Here is a 12,158-nt window from a genome sequence, read left to right on the forward strand (position 1 = left end):
CAAGAAGGAGCGTTCCATGTCCCTAGTCAGTGAAATCCCCGCCGCAACCCCGGATCTCGTCGCCGAGCACTATGCACAGAGGCTCGCTTTCGAGACCGATTGCTCCGATGTGCGCCAGGCCATGACATCAGGCAACGCGGATTTCGTTCTGCTTGATGTCCGCGGCCCGGCGATGTTCCAGGAGCGGCACGTTCCAGGCGCGATCAATTTGCCGCATGGCAAGATGACTGCCCGGAAGATGGCGGAATGGCCCGAGGATACGCTGTTCGTCGTTTACTGCGCCGGACCGCATTGCAACGGCACCGACAAGGCTGCCTGGCGCCTCGGCACACTCGGCAAGCGCGTGAAGGTGATGATCGGCGGCATGACCGGCTGGGCCGATGAGGGGCATCCCTTCGAGGTCGGCTACAGCATCGGCCCGAAAATCGGAATCGATTTTCGGAAAGCCTGATGCGTAGATTCAAGGACATAGAGCGTCGTGCTTCCAGAAGGAAGTACGACGCTCTAGTAGGGCGACGCGGTAAACCCGGCACCCACCGGGTTTATCACTCGTGCGATCTGCCGGAGTTTCCGCACCTACGTCATTTGACGGTCGCGCCACTTCCGTTTCCATGCCACTCTGCGAGTAAGCATAATGGGAACAAAAGTATGATCTTCAATCCGTTTGACGATCGCGCGGAGAGGCCGAGGGCCAAGATCGCAATCACCTTCGCGCTGTTGATTGCATTCAATATTGCCGCATGGATCTGGGCATGGGTTGCGTTTGCCGACCGGCCGTCTTTGCTCGGCATTGCGCTGCTCGCCTATATGTTCGGCCTACGCCACGCATTTGACGCCGATCATATCGCTGCGATCGACAATGTTGTACGCAAGCTCATTCAGGAAAAGAAGCAACCCTATGCGGTCGGCTTCTTCTTCTCGTTCGGCCACTCCTCGATTGTCGTGATTGCCTCGATCCTGATTGCGGCGACGGCTGCCGCCATGCAGAGCCAGCTTGATTCGTTCCACGATATCGGCGGTGTCATCGGAACGACGGTTTCGGCGGCGTTCCTGCTGTTGATCGGCATTGCCAATCTCTTTGTTCTCAGGGGCGTATGGTCGGCCTTCAAGCGGGCGCAGCGGGGAGAGAGGATCACCGAAGAAGATCTGGATGCTTTGCTAGCCGGCGGCGGATTTCTGGCGCGTATCTTCCGTCCCATGTTCAAGGTCGTCGGCCGCTCGTGGCACATGTATCCGATCGGCTTTCTCTTCGGCCTTGGCTTCGACACCGCAACGGAGATCGGCCTGCTCGGCATTTCCGCCGCTCAGGCAGCACAGGGCATGTCCTTCTGGACCATCCTGGTTTTTCCGGCGCTTTTCACGGCCGGTATGTCATTGCTGGACACGCTCGACAGCACACTGATGACCGGCGCCTACGGTTGGGCCTTCGTCAAGCCGGTGCGCAAGCTCTGGTACAATCTGACGATCACCGCAGCTTCGGTCGTCGTCGCCATCTTTATCGGCGGCATCGAAGCTCTCGGACTGCTCTCCGACAAGCTCGGTCTCGAAGGAAGCTTCTGGCGTTTCATCGAAGAACTCAACGACAATCTGGCCAACTTCGGTTTCGCCGTCGTCGGCATCTTCCTGTTGAGCTGGCTGATCTCGACCGTGCTTTACAAGGTTCGAGGCTATGACAGCCTGCAGATCAATCATTCCTGACGTCAGTCCCGCCACATAGGAATGATAGATGCCACCAGAAGGCAAGCGAGGAATAGATTGAGGGCACGCCATTGCCATGACGCGCTCAGCATGCGGGCCAGCAACTGCCCCAAAGCACACCACAGTGTCAGCGAGAAAGCCGCCATCACGCTGAAGGTCAAGCCGAGCAGCATGGCCAACGTCAACGGGCCGCTTGCCAGCATGGCGAAGGATGCTGCTGCGCCCATCGTCATCGCCCATCCCTTCGGATTATGCCACAACATCCAGACACCCGCGACAAAGCCAGTCGGCTTGGCCATTCGGCTTGCCTGGTTTGGTTGACCGCTTCTCCCGATTTTTAGAGCGAGCCAGAGCAGGTAGAGCGAACCCAAGATCTTCATCGCGATTTGTAGCGCGGGGAAGGCCAATAGCACGCTCCCCAGTCCCGCCGCTGCGGCACCGGCCATGGAGCCGAGGCCAAAGGCAAAACCCGCCATGACGGGAATCGAACGCCAAAAGCCGAAATGTGCGCCGGAGGCGGTTGCAAGCGTCGTCGCGCCGCCCGGTGTAATCGTCGAGACGAGCGCAAACAGGATCAGCGGCAATAGCGATTCGAAAGTCATTCCGGCCATTCTCCAATTCGGGAGATTGGTTAGCCGGAAGCTCAACATCAGAAAATCGAATATTGAAGGGAGCATGCATTAGCATTTATAATGAAGCAATGACTCGAAACTTCGATATCGCGCTCATCCGAACCTTCGCAGCGGTTGCCGACCAGGGCAGCATGACGATTGCGGCAAACATGTTGCATATGACACAGGGGGCCGTCAGCCAGCAAATCAAACGGCTGGAGGAAATGCTGGGATGCGTGCTCTTCGAGAGGGACAAGCGTGGCTTGCGGCTGACCGAAGCGGGCGAACGGCTGCTTGGCAACGGTCGCCGCCTGTTGATGCTGAACGACGATATCTGGGCCGACATGACGGGGAGAACGGTGCAGGGAAGCGTTCGCCTCGGCGTTCCCTATGATCTTGTCGGCGCAACACTCGCGCCAGTGATAAAATCCTACACGACGCGCCACCCACAGGTGGAAATTTCCCTGGTCTGCGCTTCGTCGCCGGAGTTGCTGGAGAAACTCGATAAGGGCGCCATAGATCTCTGCGTCGTCGAGGAACCATTCGGCTTATCGCAGGGCGAATGTCTGGCGGTCGAACGGCTCGTATGGGTCGGGGCGAAGGGAGGCGTTGCCTATCGCAAGGTACCTCTGCCGATCTCGATGGTGGCCGACACCTGCGCCTTCCGGTCATCCGTTTTCGCGGCATTGAGCAATGGCGGGCGGCGTTGGCGGACGATGTTCGAGAACGGCAATATCGAGGCAACCACGGCAACGGTGCGCACGGATCTGGCGGTTACGGCATGGCTGGCTTCGACGGTTCCCACCGATCTCGATATCCTCTCCGTCGCGGACGGTTTGCCTGAACTGCCGGTTTTTTCGATCAACCTGCATCTGCCCAGAGGCGAGGCGACGCCGGCTGCGTTGGAGCTCGCCCGCCATGTCCGCGACGGTTTGGTGCGACCGCGTCAAACCGCGGCCGCCTGATCCTGGATCAATGTTGACGAAGCCCTATGCCGCTTTCGGCAGCGGACCGACATAGCGCGACTGCGGACGGATCAGCCGTCCGTCGAGCGTCTGCTCGCGGGCATGGGCGATCCAGCCCACTGTGCGGCCAATCGCGAAGACGCCGGTGAAGGCATTGCGCGGAAAGCCGAGGGCGTCGAGCAACAACGCGGTGTAGTACTCGACATTGACGTCCAGGGGACGATCCGGCTTGCGCTCCTTGAGCAGGGCAAGCGCCGCAGATTCGATCGCTTCAGCCAGAGCGATGCGTCCGGCATCGGCCTGGCCGCTGGCGAAAATCGGCTTCAGCGCGGTTTTCAAGGCATCGGCACGCGGATCGCGCACGCGATAGATGCGATGGCCGAACCCCATCAGACGCTCGCCGTGGTCGAGCGCATGCGACAGCCACGCCCTCGCGTTTTCGGGCTTGCCCACGCCATCGAGCATGTCGAGGACCGGACCGGGCGCGCCGCCGTGCAGCGGGCCTTTGAGGGCGCTGATTGCCGCCAGCACGGAGGAGGTCAGACCCGCATGGGTCGAGGCGATGACGCGCGAGGCGAAGGTGGACGCGTTGAGCCCGTGATCCGAGATCGTTACCAGATAGGCATCCAGTCCGGCCGTCTGTTCGGCCGATGGTACGCGACCGCTCAACATGCGCAGAATATCACCGGATTGGGACAAAGAGGCATCCGGCTTTATCGGCTTGTCGCCATTCTGCAGCCTGAGGATAGCGGGCAGGAAGACGGCGGGTGCCGCCATCAACCTGATCGCGCTGGCGAAATCCTCACCGTCCTCTATGCGCGCCAGAAGAGCCCGCATGGCATCTACCGGCGGCAAGGCAAGCACAGTTGCGTCAGCCGCCTCGACGTGGGCGAAAAGTGCCACGCGCGCCGTGCCAAGCTGGCTGCGGATAGAGGCGGCATCAATATGCTCGTCGAACAGGCCATCGAGCAGCAACGCCGCAACATCTTCATAACGGCTGGTCGCCACCAGATCATCGAGCGACACGCCGCGTATGATCAGACGACCGGCGGCACCATCGACGTCGGATAGCTTGGTTTCGGCTGCGATGACATCTTCAAGACCACTTTTCATTACGGTTCTCCTTTGACTATTCGATTAGATCGGACCTATTCTGATTGACGTCAATCTTGATGCAATTGATCAATATGAGGAACGATGAGCTGGCTGACGGCGGAGCAGGCGCTGAACCTGCTGGGAACGAAAACACAGACGCTTTATGCCAATGTCAGCCGCGGGCGCATTCGCGCAAAGCCGGATCCGGCAGATACGCGCCGCAGTCTTTACTTCACCGACGACGTGAAGCGACTGGCGACCCGACATGCCGGCCGGCGGAAGACGGAAGCGGTCGCAGCCGAGGCCATCCAATGGGGAGACCCGGTGTTACCCTCGGCCTTATCGACGGTTTTCAATGGTCGGCTTTTCTATCGCGGTCAGGACGCAGCGACCCTCGCCGAGAGCGCGAGCCTCGAGGATATTGCACTGCTGCTCTGGGACATGAAACGACCGCTGCGACTGGAGGAGGGGGAGGTGCGGCACAAAATCCCCTCTCTGGAGGCGGCTTTTCTCGCACTTGCGGCGCGGACGACCTGCGATCTTCCCTCCCTTGGGCGTTCGCTTCCAGCATTGCAGAACGAGGCAGAAAGCGTCTTCGGAACCGTCGCCGATGCCCTGGCGCCCGGCGCCGCCGGCATGCCGCTGCATCAACGGCTAGCCGCCGCCTGGGGACGCCCGGATGCGGGCGACATGATACGGCGCTGCTACGTACTGCTTGCAGATCATGAATTGAACGCCTCGACATTCACGGCGCGCATCACGGCTTCGGCTGGCGCGACCTTGTCAGCAGTGGCGCTTTCCGGCCTTTCAACGCTGACTGGTCCGCTGCACGGCGGGGCATGGCAGGGCGTGCGCTCGCTTATCGCCCGAGCAGCGTCCATCGGCGCGGAAGAGGCCGTCCGCAGCTATCTGTCGGAAGGCAGGCCATTGCCGTCCTTTGGCCATCAACTCTATCCGGACGTCGATATCCGCGGCGAGACCTTGCTGCAGTGCCTGACGCTTCCGCCGCTGTTTGCCGAAGTTCGCGATATTGGCGAGCAGCTCGTCGGCGAGCGCGTCAATGTTGATTTTGCCTTGACCGCGATGACGCACGCCTACCACCTTCCGGAAGATGCGCCCCTGATCATCTTCGCGCTGGCGCGCACCGTGGGTTGGCTGGCTCATGCCATGGAGCAGGCGACGAGTGGCCGCCTCATTCGGCCGCGCGCCCGCTATGTCGGACCGCCGCTTCCGTGAGCTGCTTTCGTGCGTCTCTCGTCTGATTACGGGTTAATCACCGACAAGTGACATGCGGCCTCGATATTGTGGCCATCCGGATCGAGTATGAAGGCGCCATAGTAGCTGGAGTGATAGTGCGGGCGCAGACCGGGCACTCCGTTGTCGACGCCGCCGGCAGCCAGCGCGGCCTGATGGAATCTGTCGACGACATCCCTTTCCTCGGTGGCAAACGCGACATGAGTGCCGGTCTGCGGCTCCTCGCGTTGTCCGATCCAGAAGAATGCCTTCGATCCTATGCCGTAGCCGGCAAAGGCCTCGCCCTCCGCGTAAAGGCGTTCGATGCCGAGAGGCTTCAGGGCCGCATCGTAGAATAACTTTGAACGTTCCACATTGCGCACGCCGATCGTCACATGGTCCAACATGACTGCTCCCAATATTCGACTTGGTTTGGCCTAGCCTCGGCCGATTGCGCCGGCATCGCGATGCGTAAGCTCGACCCAGCCAATCACCAGCTTACGGTTGACGATAAGCCAGATCGTGGCGAGGGCGATCAGGCCCACGACGATATTGGCGGCAACGAAAAGTGTGGGCGCAAGTTGTGCGACGGGGCCGCTGTCACCGCGCTCGATCAGGCGCATTGGAGCGGTGGCAAGCGCCGTCGCGCCGAAGGAAAATGCCCAATAGGCCGGGCTGAACCCTTCTTTCGTGATCCAGGGAAGCAAGCGAATCATGATGAGCGCCTGCAGCAGGCCATAGCCGATCATGGCATGCACGAGTATATCGGCGGGGCCTTGCAGGATGCCGATATAGGCGAGCGCGCCCACGACCGGCGGCGCCAGTTGAATTCCAAGTGTGGGCCGCAGCGCCGGAGGAAGCGCCGGCCCGGTCAAAAGGCGATGAAGCAGAGCCGATTCGATTGCGAGCCACGCGAAGAAACCCGCGCCGAAGAACAACTGCGCCCATTGCGGAAATCCGAGAGCGGCGGCAACGATCGCGGTCACGAAGCTGCCCGCAACGCTGGGCAGGTAAAGCACCGCTGTCGTGGCGGCAATGTCGCGCTCGCCTTGCCACAGTCCGCCTGTGCGCCAAACCGAGAAGGTGAGCGTGTAGATGGCGCCGGCCAGGAATATCGTTTCCGCACCGACGTGAGAATAGGGCAACAACCCGCCGGCCACCAGCATGGTAGCAACGCCAACCAGGCCGATGAAGCAACACTGGACAGGATGCGCGACTTCCTTGAGGGCTTCCTCCCGTGCCACTGCCCATTTCAGCGTATAGAACGCGACTAGCAGCAGCCAGACGGCGATGGAAACGAAGGTCAGCACTTCACCGACCAACGCCGGCAACTGCCAGATGCGTGCTCCAACACGCCAGGCATTGGCCAGGCCCGAAAGCCCGAGAACCATGCCGAAAAATGAAGCTGGAATCAGCGGCAGTTTCAGCGACGCAGCCATATGCCTCCTTTGACGCTTGCTGAAAGCGCCGCGCTAAAGAGAATTATGCAAGGAATCCGGGATCGATGCTAAATTTACCGACGCAAACACAAGCGCAAAATACAGCTTTCCTCCAAGTCGGCAAAGCGCGATCATGGGGAAAAGCGGGAGGTTTTGGCCAGCGATATCACAGATGCGTGAACGCGCGGATTTTTCCGCGCTGCCGCGCTCATGCATAGCTCGCCCGTCATTTGTTCATTGGAAAATATTGCGAAATATCTCTATGCAGTATTCAAACGATTGAAACCGTCCTAGGAGACTGACACATGCAAATCGGAATGATTGGCCTTGGCCGTATGGGCAACAATATGGTGCAGCGCCTGATGAGGGGCGGTCATACTGCGGTTGTTTTCGATGCGCGCCCGGAAAGTGTCGCGGGGCTTGAGCAGCTCGGCGCCACCGGCAGCAAGTCTCTCGCGGATTTCGTATCGAAACTTGCCAAGCCGCGCGTCGTCTGGATGATGCTGCCGGCGGCAATCGTCGATCAGGAACTGGCGGCCATCGTTCCGCTTCTTGACGAGGGCGATATCGTCATCGACGGCGGCAATTCCTATTATCATGACGATATCCGCCGTGCCGAAGAACTGAAGCCGAAGGGCATTCACTATGTCGACGTCGGCACCAGCGGCGGCGTTTTCGGTCTCGAGCGCGGCTATTGCCTGATGATCGGCGGCGAGAAGGAAACCGTCGAGCATCTCTCGCCGATCTTCGCAACGCTTGCTCCTGGCGTTGGCGATGTGCCTCCGTCGCAGATGCGCTCGGAAGAAGCCGCCAGAAACAGCACGGCAGAGCAGGGCTATCTGCATTGCGGGCCGTCCGGCGCCGGCCATTTCGTCAAGATGGTCCATAACGGCATCGAATACGGCCTGATGGCCGCCTATGCAGAAGGCCTCAACGTTCTGCGCCACGCCAATATCGGCAAGCAGACCGCCGAGAAGGATGCCGAAACCGCTCCTCTCTCTCACCCGCAATACTATCAGTATGATCTCGACATTGCCGAGATCTCCGAAGTATGGCGCCGCGGCAGCGTGATCACCTCCTGGTTGCTCGACCTGACCGCCGACGCTCTGCATGGCGACGCTGCGCTCTCGCAGTATGCCGGCCGCGTTTCCGACTCAGGCGAAGGTCGCTGGACCATCTCGGCCGCCATCGACGAAGGCGTTCCGACGCCGGTCCTCAGCGCCGCGCTTTACGGCCGCTTCGCCTCTCGTGGCAACGACGACTACGCAAACAAGGTTCTCTCCGCCATGCGCGCCGGCTTCGGCGGCCATCACGAGAAGCCTGCGAAGTAATCAATCCGTCGATTGGATGGAATATGAGCCGGGTGGGTCAAACCTCCCGGCTTTTGCTTGCCCCGCTGGGGGCCGTTCCAAGAAAACTCGCGTCCTAGAGCATTTCCGCCTTTCTTCGAAACGCGAAAGCACTCCATCTTATTGTTTTTTCACGCATTCCGAACGGAAAACCGCTGCGCACTTTTCCTAGAAATGCTTTAACCGAGTAGATCGGGCCGCAGGAATATGACCTGAGACGACGAGCCGACGGCAAGTTCCGGCGCATGCGGTGGGCGGACAACCAGACAGTCGGCGCTCGAAAAGACCTTCATCATCGAGGAGTCCTGCTTTGAAAAGGGCTTGGCGAGCCAACGACCGTCATCGCTCTTCGTCAAAGTCGCGCGCACATAGTCCTGGCGCTGGTCGTTCGCAGCAAAGGGCACCGCAGCGTATGCGACGCCCTCGCGTTTCACCGGGGGCAAGGAGGCGAGCTTACGGATCAAAGGTTCCAGGAAGAGCAGGCCACAGACGAGGCTGGAAACCGGATTGCCCGGAAGACCGAGGATGTGAATGTCGCCGAGGCTGCCGACCATCAGCGGTTTGCCGGGGCGCATGGCGATACGCCAGAAATCCAATTTCATACCGGCTGATATCATCGTTGCCTGCACCAGATCGTGATCGCCGACGGAAGCACCGCCGAGCGTGACGACGATATCGGCTTTCGCCACCTGCGCGCGACCGATGGCGGCGGTAATCTCCTCCTTATTGTCAGGGACGATCCCCAGATCGAGCACATGAGCGCCGGCATTGCGCGCTAGCGCGGCGATGCCGAATGTGTTCGAAGCGACGATCTGCGAAGGGCCAGGCGCGCTGCCCGGCACGACCAGCTCGTCACCGGTCGCCAGGATCGCAACCAGCGGCCGGCGATAGACATCCAACGCGGGATGATTCATACCAGCTGCAACGGTGAGCCGGGAAAAATCCATGACCGTGCCAGCCGGCAGAACGACTTCCCCTTCGAGAAAATCCTGGCCGCGCGGGCGAATATGCTGCCCTTTGCGCAGAGCGTAGGTGGTGCGGATACGCTCGCCTTCCAGTCGTTCAGCGTCCTCCTGCAGAAGTACGGAATCAGCACCAGGAGGGACGGGGGCGCCGGTAAAAATGCGAACGGTTTCCCCCTTGCCGACAGCTCCCTCGAAGGCATGACCGGCGGCCGATGCGCCGATGAGCCGCAGCTCGGAGCCGGGCGTTGCCGCATCCTCAAAACGAAGGGCATAACCATCCATTGCCGAGGCATCGAAGGGTGGTTGAGTTAGACGGGCAGCGAGATCTCTCGCCAGCACTCTGCCATCGGCCATATCTAGCGGAACGCTTTCAATGCGATGAAGTGGTGTGGCGCTGTCCAAAAGGCGCGCTTGGGCTTCGGCGACAGGTAACAGGCTCATATGTCAGGCCCCCGGATGGCGGAAATCTCCCGATTTGCCGCCGGATTTCTCCAATAGCGTGATGCCGCCGATCTCCATGCCGCGATCAGCGGCCTTGGCCATATCGTAGATCGTCAGGCAAGCGACCGAAACGGCCGTCAACGCTTCCATTTCAACACCGGTGCGGCCAGTAAGCTTGGCCGTTGCAGTGACGCGCAAACCGGGCAGGGAAGGATCCTCGACAATATCGACGGCAACCTTCGTCAGCATCAGCGGATGGCATAACGGAATGAGATTGCTCGTTTGCTTCGCGGCCATAATGCCGGCAAGCCGCGCCGTGCCGATGACATCGCCCTTCTTGGCATTGCCTTCGCGGATCAGCGCCAATGTTTCCGGCTTCATTTTTACATAACCGGTGGCCGTGGCGCTACGCGCAGTTTCGGCCTTGTCGCCGACATCGACCATATGCGCCTCGCCAGACGAGTCGATATGCGTGAGACCGGCTTTTGGCGTGGCCATCTTATTCGGCCGCCAGAATGCCGGTTTCGCCGTTCAGCAACAGCTTCGTGGCGGCGGTCACGTCATCCTTGCGCATCAGGCTTTCGCCGACAAGGAAAGTGGTGATGCCAACCGCCTCAAGGCGCTTGCAATCGGCATGCGTAAAGACGCCGCTCTCGCCGACCAGCAGCCGGTCGTCCGGCACCATGGCCGCGAGTGTCTCGCTGACCGTGAGGCTGACCTCGAAGGTGCGCAGATTGCGGTTATTGATGCCGATCAGCGGCGAGGACAGTTTCAGTGCCCGCTCCATTTCTTCGGCATCGTGAACCTCGACCAGCACGTCCATGCCGAGGCCGAAAGCTTCGTCCTGCAGGCGCTGGGCATCGGCATCGGACAGCGAGGCCATGATCAGCAGGATGCAATCGGCACCCCAGGCGCGGGCTTCCTGCACCTGATAGGTCTCGAACATAAAATCCTTGCGCAGCGCCGGAAGGGAACAGGCCGCACGCGCAGACATCAAGAATTCGGGCGCACCCTGAAAACTGGGGGTATCCGTCAGCACAGAGAGGCAAGCCGCACCGCCCGCCTCATATGCCTTGGCGAGAGCAGGTGGGTCGAAATCAGGCCGAATCAGCCCCTTGGACGGACTTGCCTTCTTGATCTCGGCAATCAGGCCGAAAGCACCAGCGCTCTGCTTGGCACGAAGCGCCTTGTGGAAGCCACGCGGTGCGGACTGGCCGGCCTGCATGGCCTTGAGATCGGCAAGCGAAACCTTGGCCTTGGCAGCAGCGATTTCCTCGCGCTTGTAGGCTTCGATCTTCTGAAGGATATCGGTCATGACGTCCTGAACCTATTCTTCGTTGGAGACGGCGACCAGTTTTTCCAGCGCAACGGCGGTCGCGCCACTGTCAAGCGACTGGGCTGCGAGCCTCATGCCATCATGGAGCGTTTCAGCTTTTCCGGCAATGACCAGTGACGCCGCCGCATTGGCAAGGGCGATGTCGCGATAGGCGTTCTTCGCACCACTCAGCACGTCGCGAAGCGCCGCTGCATTGGCAACGCCATCGCCGCCCTTGAGATCGGCGAGGTCAGCATGCGGCAGGCCGAAATCCGATGGCGTCAGCTCAAATGTGCGGATCTTGCCGTTTTCGAGCGCAGCGACAGAGGTCTTTCCGGTCGTCGTGATTTCGTCAAGGCCATCGCCGTGCACGACCCAAACGCTTTCGGCATTCAGGTCTCTCAGCACTTCCGCGAGCGGAACAACCCATTGCGGTGCAAAAACGCCGAGCAGCTGGCGACGTGCGCCGGCAGGGTTCGACAAAGGTCCAAGCAGGTTGAAGATCGTGCGTGTGCCCAGTTCCACGCGTGACGGCCCGACATGGCGCATCGACGAATGGTGCAACTGCGCGAACATGAAGCCGATACCGGCCTCGCGAATGCAGCGGGAAATCACGTCTGGCCCGATATCGAGCTTGATGCCCAGTACCGACTGCGTATCCGCCGTTCCAGCCTTCGAGCTTTGGGCGCGATTGCCGTGCTTTGCGACCGGCACACCAGCGCCTGCGACGATAAATGCCGCCAGCGTCGAGATGTTGTAGGTGCCGACACCGTCGCCGCCTGTGCCGACGATATCGATCGCATCAGCAGGTGCATCCACCGGCAACATCTTGGCGCGCATCGTGGTGACGGCCCCGACGATCTCGTCGACCGTTTCGCCGCGCACGCGCAGCGCCATCAGGAAGGCGCCGATCTGCGACGGTGTCGCTTCACCCGACATCAGGATCTCGAACGCACGCCGGGCTTCATCCCGCGTCAGGGCCTCGCGACCTGCGACCTTGGCGAGGAAAGGTTTCAACTCTGACATTGACTATCCATCCTCCCGATC

The 12,158-nt window shown here is 60.5% G+C and carries 13 protein-coding genes; 5 read left to right on the forward strand and 8 right to left on the reverse strand.

Features of this window, described 5'->3' with window-relative positions; genetic code table 11:
* Positions 1-16: 16 nt before the first annotated feature.
* Both ACIQJ2_RS13710 and ACIQJ2_RS13715 read left to right on the forward strand, forming a co-directional pair.
* Complete coding sequence (locus ACIQJ2_RS13710) at positions 17-451, forward strand: rhodanese-like domain-containing protein (RefSeq protein ID WP_400669442.1); 435 nt, start codon at positions 17-19, stop codon at positions 449-451.
* Positions 452-648: 197 nt separating this feature from the next.
* A complete protein-coding gene (locus ACIQJ2_RS13715) occupies positions 649-1,698 on the forward strand; it encodes a HoxN/HupN/NixA family nickel/cobalt transporter (RefSeq protein WP_400669444.1) in 1,050 nt (349 codons plus the stop codon).
* A gap of 2 nt (positions 1,699-1,700) precedes the next feature.
* On the opposite strand, the gene ACIQJ2_RS13720 is transcribed toward ACIQJ2_RS13715, so the two are convergent.
* Positions 1,701-2,300: a LysE family translocator gene (locus ACIQJ2_RS13720; RefSeq protein ID WP_199149070.1), complete on the reverse strand. Its 600-nt coding sequence runs from the start codon at positions 2,298-2,300 to the stop codon at positions 1,701-1,703.
* A gap of 98 nt (positions 2,301-2,398) precedes the next feature.
* On the opposite strand from ACIQJ2_RS13720, the gene ACIQJ2_RS13725 reads away from it, so the two are divergent.
* A complete protein-coding gene (locus ACIQJ2_RS13725; RefSeq protein ID WP_400669446.1) occupies positions 2,399-3,274 on the forward strand; it encodes a LysR family transcriptional regulator in 876 nt (291 codons plus the stop codon).
* 24 nt (positions 3,275-3,298) lie between these two features.
* On the opposite strand, the gene ACIQJ2_RS13730 is transcribed toward ACIQJ2_RS13725, so the two are convergent.
* The gene (locus ACIQJ2_RS13730; protein WP_400669448.1) at positions 3,299-4,387 is read right to left on the reverse strand and encodes a citrate synthase/methylcitrate synthase; all 1,089 of its coding nucleotides are present in this window, start codon (positions 4,385-4,387) and stop codon (positions 3,299-3,301) included.
* Positions 4,388-4,471: 84 nt separating this feature from the next.
* Here ACIQJ2_RS13730 and ACIQJ2_RS13735 point away from each other — a divergent pair, with 84 nt between their 5' ends.
* On the forward strand, positions 4,472-5,605 hold the full coding sequence (locus tag ACIQJ2_RS13735) for a citrate synthase (protein ID WP_400669450.1): 1,134 nt from the start codon (positions 4,472-4,474) through the stop codon (positions 5,603-5,605).
* A gap of 26 nt (positions 5,606-5,631) precedes the next feature.
* Here the strand turns inward: ACIQJ2_RS13735 and ACIQJ2_RS13740 are convergent, their stop codons facing one another.
* Both ACIQJ2_RS13740 and tehA read right to left on the reverse strand, forming a co-directional pair.
* Complete coding sequence (locus ACIQJ2_RS13740; RefSeq protein ID WP_400669453.1) at positions 5,632-6,009, reverse strand: VOC family protein; 378 nt, start codon at positions 6,007-6,009, stop codon at positions 5,632-5,634.
* Positions 6,010-6,039: 30 nt separating this feature from the next.
* Entirely contained in the window at positions 6,040-7,041 is a 1,002-nt protein-coding gene (gene tehA / locus ACIQJ2_RS13745; protein WP_199149065.1) for a dicarboxylate transporter/tellurite-resistance protein TehA, read from the reverse strand.
* 305 nt (positions 7,042-7,346) lie between these two features.
* Between tehA and gnd the strand changes: the two genes are divergently transcribed.
* A complete protein-coding gene (gnd, locus tag ACIQJ2_RS13750; protein ID WP_400669455.1) occupies positions 7,347-8,372 on the forward strand; it encodes a phosphogluconate dehydrogenase (NAD(+)-dependent, decarboxylating) in 1,026 nt (341 codons plus the stop codon).
* A 197-nt stretch (positions 8,373-8,569) separates the two neighbouring features.
* Here the strand turns inward: gnd and glp are convergent, their stop codons facing one another.
* Genes glp through trpD form a run of 4 tightly spaced genes read right to left on the reverse strand, consistent with a single transcriptional unit; the run spans position 8,570 to position 12,137 of the window.
* Complete coding sequence (glp, locus tag ACIQJ2_RS13755) at positions 8,570-9,796, reverse strand: gephyrin-like molybdotransferase Glp (RefSeq protein ID WP_400669458.1); 1,227 nt, start codon at positions 9,794-9,796, stop codon at positions 8,570-8,572.
* A 3-nt stretch (positions 9,797-9,799) separates the two neighbouring features.
* Entirely contained in the window at positions 9,800-10,294 is a 495-nt protein-coding gene (gene moaC / locus ACIQJ2_RS13760; RefSeq protein ID WP_400669460.1) for a cyclic pyranopterin monophosphate synthase MoaC, read from the reverse strand.
* Between the two features lies 1 nt (position 10,295).
* Positions 10,296-11,111 carry an indole-3-glycerol phosphate synthase TrpC gene (trpC, locus tag ACIQJ2_RS13765; RefSeq protein ID WP_400669463.1) on the reverse strand — a complete coding sequence of 272 codons (816 nt, stop codon included), beginning with the start codon at positions 11,109-11,111 and terminating at the stop codon, positions 10,296-10,298.
* Positions 11,112-11,123: 12 nt separating this feature from the next.
* Entirely contained in the window at positions 11,124-12,137 is a 1,014-nt protein-coding gene (gene trpD, locus ACIQJ2_RS13770; protein ID WP_199149060.1) for an anthranilate phosphoribosyltransferase, read from the reverse strand.
* Positions 12,138-12,158 lie beyond the last annotated feature (21 nt).

This window comes from Rhizobium sp. NPDC092011 (assembly GCF_044756305.1).
GTDB lineage: Bacteria > Pseudomonadota > Alphaproteobacteria > Rhizobiales > Rhizobiaceae > Rhizobium.

What these genes read in the sequence shown, in the direction of transcription:
- ACIQJ2_RS13710 (WP_400669442.1), top strand. Translation starts at nt 17, where the DNA reads ATGTCCCTAGTCAGTGAAATCCCCGCCGCAACCCCGGATCTCGTCGCC.
- ACIQJ2_RS13715 (WP_400669444.1), top strand. Translation starts at nt 649, where the DNA reads ATGATCTTCAATCCGTTTGACGATCGCGCGGAGAGGCCGAGGGCCAAG.
- ACIQJ2_RS13720 (WP_199149070.1), bottom strand. Translation starts at nt 2,300, where the DNA reads ATGACTTTCGAATCGCTATTGCCGCTGATCCTGTTTGCGCTCGTCTCG.
- ACIQJ2_RS13725 (WP_400669446.1), top strand. Translation starts at nt 2,399, where the DNA reads ATGACTCGAAACTTCGATATCGCGCTCATCCGAACCTTCGCAGCGGTT.
- ACIQJ2_RS13730 (WP_400669448.1), bottom strand. Translation starts at nt 4,387, where the DNA reads ATGAAAAGTGGTCTTGAAGATGTCATCGCAGCCGAAACCAAGCTATCC.
- ACIQJ2_RS13735 (WP_400669450.1), top strand. Translation starts at nt 4,472, where the DNA reads ATGAGCTGGCTGACGGCGGAGCAGGCGCTGAACCTGCTGGGAACGAAA.
- ACIQJ2_RS13740 (WP_400669453.1), bottom strand. Translation starts at nt 6,009, where the DNA reads ATGTTGGACCATGTGACGATCGGCGTGCGCAATGTGGAACGTTCAAAG.
- tehA (WP_199149065.1), bottom strand. Translation starts at nt 7,041, where the DNA reads ATGGCTGCGTCGCTGAAACTGCCGCTGATTCCAGCTTCATTTTTCGGC.
- gnd (WP_400669455.1), top strand. Translation starts at nt 7,347, where the DNA reads ATGCAAATCGGAATGATTGGCCTTGGCCGTATGGGCAACAATATGGTG.
- glp (WP_400669458.1), bottom strand. Translation starts at nt 9,796, where the DNA reads ATGAGCCTGTTACCTGTCGCCGAAGCCCAAGCGCGCCTTTTGGACAGC.
- moaC (WP_400669460.1), bottom strand. Translation starts at nt 10,294, where the DNA reads ATGGCCACGCCAAAAGCCGGTCTCACGCATATCGACTCGTCTGGCGAG.
- trpC (WP_400669463.1), bottom strand. Translation starts at nt 11,111, where the DNA reads ATGACCGATATCCTTCAGAAGATCGAAGCCTACAAGCGCGAGGAAATC.
- trpD (WP_199149060.1), bottom strand. Translation starts at nt 12,137, where the DNA reads ATGTCAGAGTTGAAACCTTTCCTCGCCAAGGTCGCAGGTCGCGAGGCC.